The organism is Methylobacterium sp. WL1 (genome assembly GCF_008000895.1).
GTDB lineage: Bacteria > Pseudomonadota > Alphaproteobacteria > Rhizobiales > Beijerinckiaceae > Methylobacterium.
The window spans coordinates 4,672,501-4,688,739 of the sequence record NZ_CP042823.1 but is presented as its reverse complement, the minus strand read 5'-3'; the positions used below and the strand labels follow the sequence as shown (position 1 = coordinate 4,688,739).

Here is a 16,239-nt window from a genome sequence, read left to right as displayed (position 1 = left end):
TCAAGCCTGAGCGCCTGAAGCTGCATTCGCAGTGCACAAACCCGGCGTAAAGCTTTTCATGGCGCAGTCTGTCCGTCACCGAACGCGCGGGCATTGCTGCGATGAGCGTGCCGACGGCGCGGATACCGTGTCGGCCCAGGACTTTCGATGCGCAGATACATTTTCAGAGCGATACGCCGGGACCCGGACGGGATGCTTGGCCCGGACCTGTACCGGCAGACCTTCGAGGCCGCCGACGACGCGGGCGCGGTGGCGGCGGCCAAGCGGATCGATCTCGATCTGGCCGCGCTCGGCGCCAACGCGGTCTACGTCTCGGCCGCGGACGGACGGGCGATCTGGAGCCTGCACGCCCAGGATTTCCCGGATCCGAGCCTCTGAGGACCGGTCGGCGCCGGAGACCGGAGCCGGGGGGATGTCCCCCGACCCTGCTGGTGCCGGGCGGGATCACGGCCTAACGTCGCGGACGCCGGTACGGGGTCGGCCGGGGCGCGCGCGGGACCGCATCGCTATGGATCGCACCAACCTCCCGCTCTCGCAGGACCGCCTCTGGGACAACCTGATGGCGCTCGCCCGGATCGGCGCGCTTCCCAACGGCGGCAACGACCGGCAGACCCTGACCGATCGGGACGCCGAGGGGCGCACCCTGTTCCGGCGCTGGGGCGAGGCGGTCGGGCTGACCCTGACGGTGGACCGGATCGGCAACATGGTCTTCCACCGGCCGGGGCGGGACCCGGGCCGGAAGCCCGTCGCCATCGGCAGCCATCTCGACACCCAGCCCACCGGCGGCAAGTTCGACGGTCCGCTGGGCGTGCTCGCCGGGCTGGAGATCATGCGCGCCCTGCACGAGGCCGGGATCGAGACCGAGGCGCCGCTCCTGCTGATCAACTGGTGCAACGAGGAGGGCTCGCGCTTCGCGCCGCCCATGAGCGGCAGCGGCGTCGCCATGGGGATCGTCTCCGAGGCCGACGTTATGGCGACCCGGGATCTCGCCGGCCACGTGTTCGGTGAAGAGCTGCGCCGGATCGGCTGGCAGGGGGACGCGGATCCGGCGGATCTTCGCGGGCTCGGCGCGTATTTCGAACTGCACATCGAGCAGGGCAAGCGCCTGGAGGATGCCGCCCTCACCATCGGCGTGGTCGACCGGGCGCTCGCCCAGATCTGGTACGAGCTGACCGTGCTGGGCGAGGAGGCCCATGCCGGCAGCCCCATGGCCGGTCGGCGGGACGCCATGATGGCCGCCGCCGCGCTGATCGGCTCGCTCGAGGCGATCGCCCGGGACGCGGTCGGCCCCGGGGGCGAGCGCGGCCGCGCCACCGTGGGGGTCCTGAAAGCCGAGCCCGCGAGCCGCAACATCACCCCGGGCCGGGTCTGGTTCAGCCTCGACACCCGCCACGGCGACCCCGGTCAGCTGGAGGCGATGCGGGAGCGGATCCTGGCCCGGGCCGACGCGCTCGCCGCCGAGCGGGGCGTCGCGATCCGGGTGGAGGAGTTCTGGCGCGCGCCGCTCACCCCGTTCGACCCGGTCCTGGTGGACCGCGTCCAGGCCGCGGCCGAGGCGCGGGGCCATGCCTGGACCCGGATGCCGACCGCGATCTATCACGACGCCGTCTATTGCGCCCGGACGGTGCCGGCGGCCCTGGTGTTCTGCCCGTGCCACGGCGGCATCAGCCACAATGAGGCCGAGAGCATCACGCCGGATTGGGCCCGGGCCGGCATGGAGGTGCTGGCCGACGCCGTGCTGGCCACGGCCGGCATCGCGCGTTCCTGAGGAGGCTGGTTCGGCATGCCCGACGACGACAACGTCATCCGCCCGACCTTCGGCGCGCCTCGCCCCGCACCGCCGGAGCGGACGGAGCCCGAGCCCGATCAGCCGCCGCTACGCCTGTTCGGCGCGGCCGCGGGCCACCGGGTCGGCCTGATCCGCGATCCGGCCGCTCAAGAAGGCGACGTGTTCCGGATCGTGGTCGGCCCGGAGGACGAGCACGCCGTCGAGACGGTGGCGCTGCTGCCGGCCGCCGGCGATGCGGAGGGCGAGGCGGAGCGGATCGGCTTCGCGATCCTGCGGGCGCTGGAGGTGGTCGAGGGCGCGGTCTGAACCGGAAGCCCGCGCGGCGGGACGGTCAGACGACCGGCTTGGGCTTGATGATCGGCGAGCGCGTCAGGCTCTGGATCTCGCGGCCGGGCCGTCCGGCCTTGAGGGCAATCTCCTCTTCCTGCTCGGCGATGATCTGCCGGGCCGGCTCGTCGCCGTCCAGGCCGCCGAGGATCTCGGCCGGCACACGGCGGTTCGAAGCTCGGGAGCCGTCCTCGAAGACGACGTCGAACAGAATGAAGCCCCGTTCCTGGGGTCTCGACTTGATGCGCTTAGCCATAGGTGCTGATACGCCACCGCGATCCCGCGCGGCAGGGGGCACCGGCGCGCAGGGGGTTGCGCCGCGCGCAGCGCCGAACCTGCCCGCGGCCCCGCTCTCGCCGTGATCTTTCGTGCCGACGGTCCCCGACCGACCGCACCGCCAATCGAGGAAACGTCCGTGATACCCTGGGTTCATCTCGACACCGGAGCCGTCCCGGGGGGCGGTACCGACCTGCGCCTGATGCAGCGCGGCGACGAATTCTCGATCCTGGCCGACACCATCGAGCTGATGAACAACCGCCGCAGCGGCTCCGAGGCGGCGCTCGCCGCGATGACCTGCGAGCGGCTGAAGGACCGGCCCCGGGCCCGGATGCTGATCGGCGGCCTCGGCATGGGCTTCACCCTGCGGGCGGCCCTGGAGGGCCTCGGCCCGGATGCGCGGGTCGTGGTCGCCGAGCTGGTGCCGGCCGTGATCGCCTGGGCCCGCGGCCCGCTCGCCCACGTCTTCGCCGATTGCCTGGACGACCCCCGGGTCGACGTGCAGGAAGCCGACGTGAACCGCCTGATCCAGGCGGGGCCGGGCCAGTACGACGCCATCCTGCTCGATGTCGACAACGGCCCGGAAGGGTTGATGCGCCGCTCGAACGACCGGCTCTACGACAATTGGGGCCTCAAGCGGGCCCGCTGGGCCTTGCGGCCGGGCGGCATCCTGGCTGTCTGGTCCGGCGCTCCGGACCGGAAGTTCAAGGCCCGCCTGCAGCGCTCCGGCTTCGCGGTCGAGGAGGCCCGGGTCCATGCCAGCGGCCGCGGCAGCGGGCCCAAGCACGTGGTCTGGCTCGGCACCCGCACCGACGGCCCGGCCGAGCCGTCCCGGCCTGAGGCCGGTCGCGGGACGCCCGCCCGGTAAGGGTCCGGCTGCCGCCCACGGTCGCACCCCCTGGGCCGGCGCAGGGGAGTTCGCACATGCGAGGCATGGGTGCGAATGGCGGGCATCTCTACACGGTTGAGGTCAGGCCGAGCCGGCACGACCCGGGCCGTTTCACGTGGGCGATCCGGGACCGCGGCAAGCTGGTTCGTGGATCGTACCGCCCGCACGCCTCCGAGGGTGTGGCCCGCGCAGTCGCCCTGGCCGAGGTCGAGCGGCTGATCGGGCACGACGAGCCGCAGAACGACGGCTGATCAGCGTCTCGTCATGATCTGAGTGCATGCCTGTGGATCGGTCGGGTGTCGCTCATGCATAAGCAAACGGCTCCCGGTCGGTTGCATGCCGCAATGCGGTAGCCTATCTGTGCAGTGCGGGATGGCGATGGCGTCGCGATCCCGCTGCCCTTCTTGGGCGTTTCCTCCCTAGACTTCGGGCCGCTCCTTCGGGAGTGGCCTTTTTTTCTGTCCTGTCTCCTCTTTTTCAGTCCCGTCCCCGTGGCGGCGGACAGCGATCCGGACTTTGAAGCTCCGGCCGGAGGTTTCGGCCAAGCGGAACCATGACCTTGGCTGTTCGTTTTGCCGTCATGGAACACTATAGATCCACCCTTGCGACGACTGCGATCGCCGTATTCGGCTTGGTCGTGGCGGCCCATACTCTTCATCCGGGCAATTACGAGGCGCAGCAGCGCCCGGTCCGGACTGTCGCAGCGCAGGCTGCTCCATCGGGTTGGGCGGATCCGCCGGCCCGGCTGGCCAGCCCCGGCAAGTCCGACCTCCCCACAGCGGAGAACGGGCGTGCGCCCGCCCCCGACCTGCTGGCGCCGCGATTGGCCGCCGCACTGCCGCTGGGTGCCATCGCGGCTCCGGCGCTGCCGAGCGAGATGGTCGCCCCCGCCGAAAAAGCTCGGAAGACGGTGGTGGCACACCGGTCGAAGGTGGCGGATCGCAGCCCCCGCCGGACGGCCCGCCTGCGCAACGCCGGCCTGGCCCGCACGGCAGCCGTCGAGCCGATGACCGCACCATCGGCGCCCGCGCCGGCGCCCAGGAAAATCGATCCGATCGGCGATCTGATCCGCGGGCTCGGCCTCGGCCGCGAGGGCTGACCGCCCCGCGCCCTACTGGACGTGGATGGTCAGCTTCATCTTCGGGTGGATGCCGCACTGGATGACGAAATCCCCCGCTTCCGCCAGGACCAGCCGGGTCTCGGTGCCGGGTTCCTGATCGCCCGCATCGAACGAGAACCGGTCCGCCTCGATGAAGGCGTGGTGGGTCTGGCTGGAATCCTCGTTGCGCAGGGTGATCGTATCGCCGCGCCGCAGGAACAGGTCGGTCGGCACGTAGTGGCGTCCCTTCTGCAGCACGACGCGGGTCGTGCTCGACAGCATCGCCCAGGCCGCGGGCGGTGCGGCGCACAGACCCGCCAGAACCAGCGTTCCGACGAGGAGCAAGGGCCGGAGGCGCCGGTTGCGAAGGGGCATGTTGGGTGTCCGCTGGGTACTGGATACGCCCGGGCAGGGGATTGAGGCGGGATCGACCGCCGAGCGGCCCGGGCTGCCGCGAAGCGCCATGGTGCGCCGAGGTCCTGAACACCCCGCTAAGCCAGACCGTAAGATTGTCCCGATCGTTCAGTCAATAAGGCGCCGATATTTAGTCTCTACAAGTCTTGATTGTATTGATCGCTAGAGTCCGTCTCCCCAGCATCTGGACCGCAGGCCGTCAGCGCCTCGCGTACATGGTCCCGGAAGACCTGGACCCGTGCCGGCAGGTCGCGCCCGGCCAGCGTCACGGCGCGCAGGACCCCGCCGCGGCTGGCCCAGGGGGCCAGCACGCGCACGAGCTGGCCCGCCGCGACAGCCCGGGCGGCCACGAGGCTCGGGATATGGCCGATCCCGGCCCCTGCCAGGGTCAGGCGGTGGACGGTCGCGAAGTCGCTGACCCGGATGGCCGGGCTCATGACGACCTGCTCGGACTGGCCGCGCCCATCGGTGAGGGGCAGGGCCCCCGAGCCCAGCCGCTCCCGGGACAGGATCAGGTCGTGGCCGTGCAGCCCGGCCAGGTCGGCCGGCGCGGGGCGGCGCAGCAGGTAGGCGGGCGCGGCGTAGAGGCCGACCGCCAGGGTCGCCAGGACGACCGCCCGGTAGCCGGTCTCCTCCGCGCCGCCCAGCCGCAGGGCGAGGTCGATCCGGTTGGCCGCCAGGTCGAGGCGGGCATCGGTGTTCAGCATCTCGACCGTGATCTGCGGATAGGCCGCCCGGAAGCTCGCGACGATCTCGGGCATCACCTCGATCCCGAAATCGATGGAGGTGGTCATCCGCAGGTGCCCGGCCGGCACCGTCCGGGCGTCGCGGGCGGTCTCGGCGGCCTCGTCGAGCAGGGCCAGGCTCTCGTGGGCCTTGGCGTAGAACGCCAAGCCCTCTGCGGTGGGCGAGACCGCCCGGGAGGTTCGGGCCATCAGCCGGGTGCCGAGCGCCCGTTCCAGCCGGGAGAGGCGACGGCTGACGCTGCCCTTGGTTTCCCGCAGGCTCGCGGCCGCGGCCGTGACGGTGCCGAGATCGACGACCGTGCAGAAGGCGCGCACGTCGTCGAGTCCGCCCTGGAAGGTTTCCGTTCTCGCAACCATGGGGTTCCGGATAGCAGGCTCAACCGCGGCCGTGAACGGGTCTACAGCGCTGCTGCGGCGCACCGAATCGCGCATGATCGTCGCCTGTAGGAGACACCCTTGAAGTCGATTCTCGCCTCCGGCCTTCTGGCCGTCCTGGTCGCCACCCCGGTCCTGGTCGCCACTCCGGTCCTGGTCGCCACCCCGGTCCTGGCCCAGACCCCGCCGACCCGTGACCCGGCCCAGATCCAGGCCGGCACCTACGCGGTCGATCCCAACCACACCCAGGTCGGCTGGCGGGTCTCCCATATGGGCTTCTCGAACTATGCCGGCGGCTTCTCGGACGTGTCCGGGACCCTCGATCTGCAGCCCAAGAACCCGGCGGCCGCGAAGCTGTCGATCAAGATCCCGGTCGCCTCGGTGACCACGACCAGCGCCAAGCTCACGGACGAGCTGAAGGGCGACCAGTGGCTCGACGCGGGCAAGTTCCCCGAGATGACCTTCGTGTCCACCAAGGTCACGCCCGAGGGCAAGGACAAGGCGAAGGTGGCCGGCAACCTCACGCTGCACGGCGTGACCAAGCCGGTGACGCTGGACGTCACCCTGGTCGGGGCCGGCGTGAACCCGCTGAGCAAGAAGGTCACGGTCGGGTTCGACGCCACCGGCACGGTCAAGCGCTCCGAGTTCGGGGTGAAGACCTACCTGCCGCTCATCGGCGACGACCTGCACCTGACCATCGCGGGCGCCTTCGAGCGTCAGGACTGACCCGGACCGACGGGACGGGAGGATGGCGATGGCATGGGTCGCATCGGCGCGGCGCTACTCCGCGGTGGCCATCCTGCTGCACTGGGCGAGCGCGCTGGGCGTGCTCGCCCTGATCGGCATGGGCCTGACCATGACGCATGCCGGGCTGGCGCCGATGCGCCTGTTCCCGCTCTACCAGTGGCACAAGTCGGTCGGGATCACCGTGCTGGTCCTGACCGGCCTGCGCCTCGCCTGGCGGCTGTTCCACCGGCCGCCCCCGCACCCGGCGGGCATGCCGGCCCGCGAGCGCCGGGCGGCGGGAGCGGCCCATGCCATCCTGTACGGGCTCCTGATCGGGCTGCCGCTCACCGGCTGGGCGGTGGTCTCGCTCTCGCCGTTCAACATCCCGACGGTGCTGTACGGGCTCGTACCCTGGCCGCACCTGCCGCTGGCCCCGCTGCTGACCGACCCGGCGGGGGCGGAGGGGGCCGTCAAGCTGCTGCACGCCTACGGGGCGTGGTTCCTGACGGCGTTGCTCGTGCTGCACGTGGCGGCCGCGCTGCGCCACCATCTCATCCTGCGGGACGGCGTACTGGCACGGATGCTGCCGGGCCGCGCCGCCGCGCTGCCTCCCGAAACCCTGGACTCGACCCGATGACGCTGCGTCTCGCGTGCCTCGCCCTGTGCCTGTCGGCCGCCCTCCCGGGGGCCGTGCGGCCGGCCGCCTCCGCCGAGTGGGCGGTGGATCCGGCCAAGAGTGCGATCCGGTTCTCGGGGGTGCAGGTCGGGACCCCGTTCTCGGGACGCTTCGAGCGCTTCGACGCCCGGGTGGCGTTCGACCCTGCCAAGCCCGAGGCCGGCCGCGCCACAGTGCTGGTCGATCTCGGCAGCGCCCGGACCGGCGATGCCCAGCGCGACGCGGCTCTGCCGCAGAGGGACTGGTTCGACGTGACCAGCGCCAGCCACGCGCGCTTCGAGGCCACCCGCTTCGTCGACAAGGGCCGGGGCGACTACGAGGCGGTCGGCGACCTGACCATCCGGGGCATGACGCGTCCGCTGACTCTGCCTTTCCACCTGGCGCTCGAAGGGGACCAAGCGCATGCGACCGGGCATGCCGGCCTCGTCCGCACCGATTTCGGCGTCGGCCAGGGCGCCTGGGCCTCCGGACAATGGGTCGCCCTTGAGGTCGGGGTCGATATCGAGCTGGTCGCCACGGCAAAGCCCGCCGCTGGGGCCGACGGGCACTGACCGGTCCCGTCGCTGCCTACGTCCCCGGCTGGTCCTCGGAACCGGTGCCCAGCGCCCGCTGCACCATCACGCTGTCCGACCAGCGGCCGTATTTGAAGCCCACCGCCTTCAGGTAGCCGACCTGGACGAAGCCGCAGGTCTCGTGAAGGCGGAGGGACGCGGCGTTCTGCGCGTCGATGTAGCCGATCATCTGGCGGTAGCCGCCGGCCGCGCAGGCCTCGATCAGGGCCGGCAGGAGGCGGCGCCCGATCCCGGCATGGAGGTGGTCGGGATGCACGTAGATCGAGTGCTTGAGCGTGTAGCGATAAGCCGGACGCTTCCGGAACGGCACCGCGTAGGCGTAGCCCGCCACCTGGCCGCCGCGCTCGGCGACGAGGTGGGGCAGGCGCTTCTTGCGCATGGTCTTGCGCCGGCGCTTCAGGTCGTCGGGCAGCAGGCGCGCTTCGTCGTCGAATTCGGCGACGTTGCCGACGCCCTTGCCGATATGGTGCTCGTAGATCGCCACCATCGCCTCGACATCCGCGTCCGAGGAGGCGCGGATGATGATGTCCGGGCTCGGCCGCGCCGGGATCGGGGCGCCCTCTTCGGGCTCGATCTCCATCAGGCGCCGTCCCGCACGACGTAGGTGTGGAAGCGGATCCGCCCGTCCGGCTCGACCTCGCGGTAGACCCCCTGGATCTCGGCCTCGAAGCCGGGGAACAGGTTGGCCGAGGCCTCGAACATCTTGAAATAGTCGAGCATCGGCTTGGCCCTGTCGTCCAGGCGCTCGCCCGGCAGGACGGTGCCGATGCCCGGCGGGTAGACCAGCATCAGGGTCGAGGCGATGCGCCCCTCGGCCTCGGCGATCGGCACGTAATCGACCTTGTTGCGGGTCAGCATCTGGGCGGCGCGCTTGGGCGGCATCACCATCTCGGGCAGGTGTTCGGGGGCGAATTGCCGACGCTGGAGCATGGAGGTGTTGGCCTCCCGGTGGAAGGCGTGGAACTCGGCGCAGAGGTCGCGCAGGCGCACGCCCCGGTAGCGGTTGGGCCGGCGGTTGACGAATTCCGGCATCGCATCCTCGAGCGGCACGTTGTCGTCGTGGTGCCGCTTGAACGCGACGAGGCCGGAGATCAGGGTTCCGGCCTTGGACGACTCGACGCCCGGCGTCAGCAGGAAGAGCAGCGAGTTCAGGTCGTTCTTCTCGGCCACGATCCGGTTCTCGCGCAGGTACTGCGCGACGATCGGGGCCGGCACGCCGTGGTCGGCATAGGCCCCGGTCCGTCGGTCGAAGCCCGGGGTGAGCACCGTGAGCTTGTTCGGGTCGGTGATCGCGTAGCCCGGCGCCACATGGGTGAACCCGTGCCAGCGGGCACCGGGCTTCAGTTCCCAGTGCCGCGGGTCGGCGGCGAGCTCGTCGGTGGGCACCTTCTCCCACGGCACCTCGGCCCCGTCGGCGTTGGTGGTCACGTCCGGCACGAACGGGTCGAAGAACCAGCGCCGCAGTGGATCGGCCTCGTTCTCCTCGAACTCCCGACGGATCGCCCGGACCTTCTTGCGCCATTCGATCCCGAGCCGGATCGTGTCGTCCCACAGGATCATGCCCGAGCGGCCCTTCATCATCTGGGCGCCGACATCGAGGGAGGCGAAGAGCGGGTAGAACGGCGAGGTCGAGGCGTGGACCAGGAAGCTCTCGTTGAGGCGCTTGTGCTCCACGCGCCGGGTCTGGCCGCGGATATGGCCGTCGCGGGTGTGGATCTGCGAGGCCTGTGAGAAGCTCGCCAGCTGCTTGTGGGTCGATTGCGTGGCGACGATGCCCGGCGAAGTCTCGTCGAGGCCGGTGAGTCCCATGGCGAAGCGGCGCGCGAAGAGCGGGTGGAACTTCATGAAGCCCGCCCAGGCCTCGTCGAACAGGATGTAGTCGCAGAGGTGGCCGATCCGCTCCAGGATCTCCTGCGCGTCGTAGATCGTGCCGTCATAGGTGCATTGCTCGATCACCGCGACCCGGAACGGCCGCTCCCGGCGCCAAGCCTCGGGGTCGGTGACCAGCGGGTTGGCGCGGATCTTTTCCCGGATCCGGGTCTCGTCCAGGGCCTCGTGATAGATCGGACCGATCAAGCCGAAGGCGTTCCGGTCCGTCTCCAGGAAGATCGGGATGCCGCCGCCCAGGAACAGGGCGCCGTGATGGGCCGCCTTGTGGTTGTTGCGGTCGAACAGAACGAGGTCGTCCTCGGCCACCAGCGAGGACAGGACGATCTTGTTGGAGGCCGAGGTGCCGTTGAGGACGAAGTAGGTCTTCTCCGCCCCGAAGATCTTGGCGGCCTCCTTCTGGGCCTTGAGCGCGGGCCCTTCGTGGGTCAGCAGGTCGCCGAGGTCGAGCACCGAATTGTCGAGGTCGTCGCGAAAGATCGCCTCGCCGAGGTGCTCCACGAAGATCCGGCCGATGGGTGAGCGGTTGTAGAAGATGCCGCCGTTGTGCCCCGGGCAGGTCCAGAGCTGGTTGCCCTTCTCGGCATAGTCCACGAGCGCGCCGAAGAACGGCGTCTTCAGGGTCTCGGCATATTGCGTCACCCGGCTGACCAGGCCGCGGGCGATGAATTCCGGCGTCTCTTCCGCCAGGAAGATGTAGCCGTCGATGAAGTCCAGGAGCTCGACCGGGATGTCCTCCAGCCGCTTGCGGCGGACCATGATGACGATCGGCATCTCCAGGCCGCGCTTGCGCATCATGTCGATGAGCGCGGCGGCCTTGCCGTCGAGACCGCGCTTGCCCCAGTCGACCACCATGCAGCCGATGGCGGCATCGGTCTGCACGGCGATCGCCGCGTCCTCGACCCGCCGGGCCCGCACCACCTCGAAGCCGCGATTCTCCACCGCCGCCACGATCTGGGCGACGCGCGCGCCCTCCAGGTCGTCCGGATCGAAGGCGGGGGCGCACATCAGAACCGTGAAGCGACGGTGGAAATCCATAGGGCCTCTCAAAGCCTCGTAAGCAGCGAGTGGCTTTCTGGCCCATCTGCGACGTTTGCATGACGGTGAGGCGGATCGCGGCTGAAACCGGACGGAATCGGCGAACTCAGGCGCCGATCGCGCGACCGATCACCTGGGCCATCGGCCTGATGGCGATCCCCAGGGCGGCCAGGTCGGACCGCACCCGCGCGGCCATCGCGACCGCGCCCGGTGTGTCGCCGTGGACGCAGATGCTGTCGATTCGGGCCGGGATGCGTCGCCCGGACAGGCACGTGATGGCGCGGTCCTCGATCATCCGCACCACGCGCTCCGCCGCCTCGGCCGGATCGTGCAGGACCGCGCCCGGGCGCGTGCGCGAGACCAGGTTGCCGGTCTCGGCGTAAGCCCGGTCGGCGTAGATCTCGCGCGCCAGTGGCAAACCGAGCCGCTCGCCGGCCCGCTCGGTCTCGAGGCCGGGCATGACCACGAAGATCAGGTCGCGGTCCAGCGTCCGGATCGCCCGGGCCACCGCCAGGGCGAGATCCGCGTCCGCGTTGGCGATGTTGCCCAGCGCCCCGTGGGTCTTCACGTGCCGCACCGGGCAGCCGGCATCCTGGGCCAGCGCCAGGAGGGCGCCGACCTGATAGAGCACGGCCTTCTCGACGTCGGCCGGGCGCTCGCCGTGGATCGGGCGCCGGCCGAAGCCCCAGAGATCGAGGAAGCCCGGATGCGCCCCGGCCTGGACCCCGGCGCAGGCGGCGAGCGTCAGGGTCTCGTGCATGACCAGCGGGTCGCCGGCGTGGAACCCGCAGGCGATGTTGGCCGAACTGGCGATCGCCAGCATCCCGGCATCGTCGCCGAGGCGGTAGACGCCGAAACCCTCGCCCATGTCGCAGTTCAGGTCGACGATCATCGAGGTCCCTCGCGTGCGCAGCGGTTGCGCGCATTCAAGGGTCGGACCAGTTGCCCGCCGCCGCCTCCGAGGCGGGAGCCACCTCTCTACTGAAGCGGGTACCGGCTCAGGATGTCCTCGGTCCGCTGGACGGTCTTGTCGTACCTGCAGGCATACAGCGCCCCGGTGGTGCCGCTGCCGTTGTTCCACTCGCTGAAAGTGAGATCGCCGCAATCGGCGTCCCGGAAGGCGATCCAGGCGCGCTGGGCCGCCGTGAACTGGGCCTTCCAGGTCGCCTTGGCGTCCAGCGGGCGGTCGTCCTGTTCGATGACCGACAGGGCCTTCTTGTAGGCGGCGTTGAGCTTCGCGTCGGCCGCCTCGAGGGCCTTGTGCAGGCAGGTTTGGGTCTCTGGCGTCGAGGTCGCGGCCCGGCACAGCTTGGCCGAAGGCTGGTCGGCCCGGGCGCTCGCGAAAGGAAGGGCGCAGGTCCAGAGCGCGGCGAGGGCAAGGATCCCGGTCGAGCCGGCCACGGTGAAGGGGTTCGAGGGCATCGCGGTCTCCCCGGAGGCGAATTACGCCGGCGCGGATGCGCGGCCGGACCGCGGAACGCTGGCCGGAAAGGCATGAACACTTCTTTTTCATGCGGAACGCCCGGGCTGCCGGACTGGGCACGGCTCGATCTCGGCCTGCACCACGCCACGGTGCTCGACGGTCGCCGGACGACGTTCCGGGCCAATGTGCTGAACGCCACCGGGACGCGGTACTCGACCGGGGTCGCCGCGTTCGGCACCGTCTTCCAGGGCGGCCCACGCACCTCCCTGCTGTCGATGTCGATCGACCTGTAGGCATCCGAGGGCGCGACCTCCTGCCCCGGCGGCGATGTTTCACGGGAAACACTGCCTTAAGTCTGCCGGCCCGAACCTGTGGCCCGGATGCCGTCGCCTTCCCGTGCGTCGCGCGCTAGCACGGCCGGGCATGACGGCATCGAACACGACATCCACTTGGCGTGACCAGAAGAACGCCAAGGCCCAGGCCCGACTGGAGCGGGCCCTGCCCGCGATCTTCCCGGCGCCAATCCTGCACCACGCGCTGACGCGGCCGCTGATCCCGCCGACTCCGCGCCTGGCGGTGGAGAGCTACTGGCGCAACCACATCCTGCGGGCCGACTGGCTGGCCCGGGCCCTGGCCGCGCGCTCGGGGACGCCGGAGGGCTGGACCTGGCAGCTCGGCGAGGGCGGCGCCGGCGGCCGCCCGGCGAGCTTCCGGATCCCGCCCGCCCCGTTCCGCGAGCCGGCCTTCGCCCGCGGCCGCGGCGCCTGCTGCATCTGCGGCCAGCCGGTCTACCGGTTCGGCTGGCACCGCGACCTCTGGGGGCAGGGCGTTCCCAACGGTAAGGCCGCCTGGCACGCCGCCTGTGTCGCCGCCTGGAAGTTCTGGATCGCGCCGCACGAGCAGGTCCGCGTCCTGAAGCGCCATCAGGGGCATCGCTGCAAGGCCTCCGGTAAGCGGCTGCTGCGCACCGCGGAGGTGGACCACGCCGTGCCGCTCTACCGGGTCTGGCGTGAGCACCGCGACGCGCCCTGGCCGGAGCTGCTCGGCTACTGGGGCGCGCCGAACCTGCAGGTCGTCAACCGGACCGCCCACGTCCTGAAATGCCGGGACGAGGCGGCCGAGCGCTCGCAGACCCTGCGCCTCTCCCGGTACCGGGTCGTCGAGGACGAGTCCGGGTTCAGCGTGATCGAGGAGGAGTGAGCCGCCGGCTCAGCCGCGCGTCACCGCCTCCAGGCCGTGGGACAGGTCGGCCAGCAGGTCGTCCACGGCTTCCAGGCCGATCGAGAGGCGCAGCAGCCCGTCGGTGATGCCCGCGATGGCGCGCGCCTCGGGATCCATCGCCGCATGCGTCATGGTCGGCGGGTGCGCGATCAGGCTCTCGACCCCACCCAGCGATTCGGCCAGCGTGAACACCCGCAGGGTCTCCACCAGGGTCTTCACCGCAGCGCGGCCACCGACGAGCTCGAAACTCAGCATGGCGCCGAACCCGGCCTGCTGCGCCTTGGCGATGGCGTGGCCCGGGTGGGACGCCAAGCCCGGGTAATGGACACGGCTCACGGCCGGATGCGCATCCAGGAAGGCCGCGAGCTGGGCGGCGTTCTGTTGCTGGCGCTCCACCCGGACGAACAGGGTGCGGATGCCGCGCAGGGTCAGGTAGGCGTCGAGCGGCGAGCCGGTGACCCCGATCGTGTTCGCCCAGGCCGCGAGGCCGTCGCCGACCGAGGCCTCGGCGGCGATCACGGCCCCGCCGATCACGTCCGAATGGCCGTTGAGGAACTTGGTCGTGGAGTGGACGACGAGATCCGCCCCGAGGGCGATCGGCCGCTGCAGCGCCGGCGACAGGAAGGTGTTGTCGACCACGGCCAGGGCGCCGACCGCCTTGGCCGCATGGGTGACGCGGCGGACATCCATGACCCGCATCAGCGGATTGCTCGGGGTCTCGATCAGCACGACCTTGGGTGTCTGAGCCAGCGCTGCGGCCAGGGCGTCCGGGTCGGTCTGGTTGACGAACAGCACCCGGTACTGCCCGCGGGCGGCGCGGAGGCTGAGCAGCCGGTGCGTCCCGCCGTAGCAATCATGCGGCGCGACCAGCAGGTCGCCGGGACACAGGCTCGACAGGGCGAGATCGATGGCCGCCATGCCGCTCGACACCATGACGGCCCTGGCGCCGCCTTCGAGCTTGGCGATGGTGTCGGCGAGCTGGTCGCGGGTGGGGTTGCCGAGCCGCGAGTAATCGTAGGGCCCGGGTTGCTCGAAGGCGGGAAACTTGAAGGTCGTCGAGAGGTGGATCGGCGCGATCACGGCGCCGAAGGACGTATCCTGGGCCACCCCGTTGGTCGCCGCGATCGTGCGGGCATCGAGCCCCTCTGGCATCGGCTTGTCTTTCCTGCGCCGAAATTCGGACCGGCGCGCATGGCCGGCGGGTCGTCAGCGCGTTCTTTATGCCGAACGGAATAGGCTTTCAAGAGAACGAGCCGCGCGCCACCCGAGCGAACATATCCCGGGCCGGACAGGAGGCCGCTCCGTCTCCGGCGCGTCTCCGGTTTGCCGATACCCGGTGGCGCGGAGCCGTGGCGCCGTCACGGCAGGAATTCTAGCCGGGACAGCAGCCGGTTGCCGACCACGGCTTCCCCGACGGCCACGCTGCAGGTCATGCACGCCGCGAGCGTCACCCCCGGCGGCACCGCGTCGATATGGATCTGGACGGGAATGCGTTGCGCCAGCTGCACCCAGGTGAAGACCGGGTTGACGGTCGGCAGGCCGAGATGGTCGCGGCTCTCGTTGGCATCGGCAATGCCGTGCCCGATGCTCTCCACGTGCCCGGAGAGGGGCGGCTCGAAACCCATCAGGCGGATCTCGGCGCGCGCGCCGATCGCGATCCGGGACAGCTTGGTCTCCTCGAAATACGCGGTGATCCAGAATCCCTCCGCATCGATCACCGAGACCCGCGTCGCGCCGGTCGTCGCATAATCTCCCGGCCGCAGCCGGAGGTGGGTGACGTAGCCGTCCACAGGTGCCCTGATCGTGGTGCGGTCGAGGTTGACCTCGGCGACCTGGGCGGCGGCGACCGCGGCGTCGTGATCCGCACGCGCGATCGCCGCCATACCGTTGGCCTGCTCGACCGCTTCGGAGGCCACGACACCCGGGCTCAGCTGGTTGCGCCGGCGTGCCGCTGCGGTTTTCAGCGCCGCGTCCTCGCGCCAGGCCAGGACCACGGCCTGTGCGCTGTCGAGCGCCAGCCGGAAGCGGTGCGGATCGATGACGTAGAGGATGTCGCCCCGATGGACGAACTGGTTGTCGACGGCGCGCACGTCGACGACCGTACCCGAGACCTCGGGGGTGACCCGCACCATCTCGGCGCTGACTCGCCCGTCGCGCGTCCAGGGCGCGAGCATGTAGGTACGCCACAGCGCGGCGAGCAGCAGCACCGTCGCGGCGACGGTGGCGACGGCGGCGAGGGTCAGCGCGGGGCGGAGCAGGCGCTTCAGGACCGTCATGGCGGCACTCAGACGAGGAGGATGAGAAGCGCGACCGTCGCGAGCAGCAGCGCGAATTCCAGCAGCGCGGGATGCCAAGCGAAGCGCAGCACCCCGGCCCGGTCCAGGACGGCCCGAAGCGCGGCGAAGAGCGGGAGCGCCGCGACGAGGTAGACGAGGATGGGCGGCAGGTAGACGCCCCCGATCGCGACCTCGCTCAGCATGGCGCGCTCCGGTGGTGGTCGAAGGACCAGTCCGGATGCGCGTCGAGCAGCACCGCCATGTCGGTCAGGCAGGCGGCGACCCGATGCGCCGCCGGCCACGTGTTCGGATCCTCGATCGACCGCGCGGCGATCTCGGCCGCCGCCGCCGCGAGAATGTCGCGCGCCTGCCGGCGGGGATCGTGCGGGAGGAGCAGGCGGAAGACGAGCAGCGTCACGAAGACCGCGGCCACCCAGCCGAACGCCTGGTTCAGGAAGGCCGGCACGCTGAACGCCATCGGGTTGGTCGCGCCGACGAGGGTGTT

General features: G+C 70.7%; 22 protein-coding genes (1 of these 22 only partly in view). 11 read left to right on the top strand and 11 right to left on the bottom strand.

All coding sequences use genetic code 11. The features are described 5' to 3' along the window. Window positions 1–192 precede the first annotated feature (192 nt). The 3 genes from FVA80_RS22905 (at window position 193) to FVA80_RS22895 (ending at window position 2,095) form a co-directional block, all read left to right on the top strand. A complete protein-coding gene (locus FVA80_RS22905) occupies window positions 193–378 on the top strand; it encodes a hypothetical protein (RefSeq protein WP_147856265.1) in 186 nt (61 codons plus the stop codon). A gap of 130 nt (window positions 379–508) precedes the next feature. Next, entirely contained in the window at window positions 509–1,768 is a 1,260-nt protein-coding gene (locus FVA80_RS22900) for an allantoate amidohydrolase (protein WP_147909222.1), read from the top strand. Window positions 1,769–1,783: 15 nt separating this feature from the next. Then, complete coding sequence (locus FVA80_RS22895; protein ID WP_147909223.1) at window positions 1,784–2,095, top strand: hypothetical protein; 312 nt, start codon at window positions 1,784–1,786, stop codon at window positions 2,093–2,095. Between the two features lie 25 nt (window positions 2,096–2,120). Here the strand turns inward: FVA80_RS22895 and FVA80_RS22890 are convergent, their stop codons facing one another. Continuing rightward, complete coding sequence (locus tag FVA80_RS22890) at window positions 2,121–2,372, bottom strand: hypothetical protein (protein WP_147856268.1); 252 nt, start codon at window positions 2,370–2,372, stop codon at window positions 2,121–2,123. Between the two features lie 159 nt (window positions 2,373–2,531). Between FVA80_RS22890 and FVA80_RS22885 the strand changes: the two genes are divergently transcribed. From FVA80_RS22885 to FVA80_RS22875, 3 genes are all read left to right on the top strand, one after another. Next, on the top strand, window positions 2,532–3,260 hold the full coding sequence (locus FVA80_RS22885) for a hypothetical protein (RefSeq protein WP_147909224.1): 729 nt from the start codon (window positions 2,532–2,534) through the stop codon (window positions 3,258–3,260). Between the two features lie 65 nt (window positions 3,261–3,325). Continuing rightward, window positions 3,326–3,532 carry a hypothetical protein gene (locus FVA80_RS22880; RefSeq protein ID WP_147857547.1) on the top strand — a complete coding sequence of 69 codons (207 nt, stop codon included), beginning with the start codon at window positions 3,326–3,328 and terminating at the stop codon, window positions 3,530–3,532. A gap of 329 nt (window positions 3,533–3,861) precedes the next feature. Then, window positions 3,862–4,380 carry a hypothetical protein gene (locus tag FVA80_RS22875; protein ID WP_147909225.1) on the top strand — a complete coding sequence of 173 codons (519 nt, stop codon included), beginning with the start codon at window positions 3,862–3,864 and terminating at the stop codon, window positions 4,378–4,380. 12 nt (window positions 4,381–4,392) lie between these two features. Here the strand turns inward: FVA80_RS22875 and FVA80_RS22870 are convergent, their stop codons facing one another. Both FVA80_RS22870 and FVA80_RS22865 read right to left on the bottom strand, forming a co-directional pair. Beyond that, window positions 4,393–4,755, bottom strand: coding sequence for a hypothetical protein (locus tag FVA80_RS22870; RefSeq protein WP_147909226.1), 363 nt, complete (start codon window positions 4,753–4,755; stop codon window positions 4,393–4,395). A gap of 176 nt (window positions 4,756–4,931) precedes the next feature. Next, window positions 4,932–5,897, bottom strand: a complete 966-nt coding sequence (locus FVA80_RS22865) for a LysR family transcriptional regulator (protein ID WP_147909227.1) — start codon at window positions 5,895–5,897, stop codon at window positions 4,932–4,934. Between the two features lie 99 nt (window positions 5,898–5,996). On the opposite strand from FVA80_RS22865, the gene FVA80_RS22860 reads away from it, so the two are divergent. Genes FVA80_RS22860 through FVA80_RS22850 form a run of 3 tightly spaced genes read left to right on the top strand, consistent with a single transcriptional unit; the run spans window position 5,997 to window position 7,868 of the window. Further along, complete coding sequence (locus tag FVA80_RS22860; RefSeq protein ID WP_187193483.1) at window positions 5,997–6,641, top strand: YceI family protein; 645 nt, start codon at window positions 5,997–5,999, stop codon at window positions 6,639–6,641. 28 nt (window positions 6,642–6,669) lie between these two features. After that, window positions 6,670–7,278: a cytochrome b gene (locus FVA80_RS22855; RefSeq protein ID WP_147909228.1), complete on the top strand. Its 609-nt coding sequence runs from the start codon at window positions 6,670–6,672 to the stop codon at window positions 7,276–7,278. Continuing rightward, entirely contained in the window at window positions 7,275–7,868 is a 594-nt protein-coding gene (locus FVA80_RS22850) for a YceI family protein (RefSeq protein WP_147909229.1), read from the top strand. Before FVA80_RS22855 ends, FVA80_RS22850 begins: the two co-directional genes overlap by 4 nt. A 16-nt stretch (window positions 7,869–7,884) precedes the next feature. Here the strand turns inward: FVA80_RS22850 and FVA80_RS22845 are convergent, their stop codons facing one another. The 4 genes from FVA80_RS22845 to FVA80_RS22830 all read right to left on the bottom strand — a co-directional run bounded on the left by FVA80_RS22845 (window position 7,885) and on the right by FVA80_RS22830 (window position 12,236). After that, entirely contained in the window at window positions 7,885–8,469 is a 585-nt protein-coding gene (locus FVA80_RS22845; protein WP_147909230.1) for a GNAT family N-acetyltransferase, read from the bottom strand. Next, on the bottom strand, window positions 8,469–10,814 hold the full coding sequence (locus FVA80_RS22840; protein ID WP_147909231.1) for an Orn/Lys/Arg decarboxylase N-terminal domain-containing protein: 2,346 nt from the start codon (window positions 10,812–10,814) through the stop codon (window positions 8,469–8,471). Before FVA80_RS22840 ends, FVA80_RS22845 begins: the two co-directional genes overlap by 1 nt. 106 nt (window positions 10,815–10,920) lie before the next feature. Further along, complete coding sequence (locus FVA80_RS22835; RefSeq protein ID WP_147909232.1) at window positions 10,921–11,706, bottom strand: 5-oxoprolinase subunit PxpA; 786 nt, start codon at window positions 11,704–11,706, stop codon at window positions 10,921–10,923. A gap of 86 nt (window positions 11,707–11,792) precedes the next feature. Beyond that, window positions 11,793–12,236, bottom strand: a complete 444-nt coding sequence (locus FVA80_RS22830) for a lysozyme inhibitor LprI family protein (protein ID WP_147909233.1) — start codon at window positions 12,234–12,236, stop codon at window positions 11,793–11,795. Window positions 12,237–12,308: 72 nt separating this feature from the next. Here FVA80_RS22830 and FVA80_RS22825 point away from each other — a divergent pair, with 72 nt between their 5' ends. Together FVA80_RS22825 and FVA80_RS22820 are read left to right on the top strand one after the other, a co-directional pair. Then, window positions 12,309–12,530 (top strand): ferric siderophore receptor protein, encoded by a 222-nt coding sequence (locus tag FVA80_RS22825; protein ID WP_246692093.1) that lies wholly within the window; start codon window positions 12,309–12,311, stop codon window positions 12,528–12,530. A gap of 130 nt (window positions 12,531–12,660) precedes the next feature. Beyond that, window positions 12,661–13,437 (top strand): hypothetical protein, encoded by a 777-nt coding sequence (locus tag FVA80_RS22820; RefSeq protein ID WP_147909234.1) that lies wholly within the window; start codon window positions 12,661–12,663, stop codon window positions 13,435–13,437. 9 nt (window positions 13,438–13,446) lie between these two features. Here FVA80_RS22820 and metB read toward each other — a convergent pair whose 3' ends face one another. The 4 genes from metB to FVA80_RS22800 form a co-directional block, all read right to left on the bottom strand. After that, window positions 13,447–14,610 (bottom strand): cystathionine gamma-synthase, encoded by a 1,164-nt coding sequence (gene metB, locus FVA80_RS22815; RefSeq protein ID WP_147909235.1) that lies wholly within the window; start codon window positions 14,608–14,610, stop codon window positions 13,447–13,449. 206 nt (window positions 14,611–14,816) lie between these two features. Further along, window positions 14,817–15,734 carry an HlyD family secretion protein gene (locus FVA80_RS22810; protein WP_147909236.1) on the bottom strand — a complete coding sequence of 306 codons (918 nt, stop codon included), beginning with the start codon at window positions 15,732–15,734 and terminating at the stop codon, window positions 14,817–14,819. Window positions 15,735–15,742: 8 nt separating this feature from the next. Further along, window positions 15,743–15,937 (bottom strand): DUF1656 domain-containing protein, encoded by a 195-nt coding sequence (locus FVA80_RS22805; protein ID WP_147909237.1) that lies wholly within the window; start codon window positions 15,935–15,937, stop codon window positions 15,743–15,745. Further along, window positions 15,931–16,239: the 3' portion of an FUSC family protein gene (locus tag FVA80_RS22800; RefSeq protein WP_187193482.1), read on the bottom strand. Its footprint extends 684 nt past the window's final position; only the last 309 of its 993 coding nucleotides appear in the window; its start codon lies beyond the right edge, outside the window — the gene reads right to left on this strand; the stop codon is at window positions 15,931–15,933. The genes FVA80_RS22805 and FVA80_RS22800 overlap by 7 nt, the downstream gene beginning before the upstream one ends.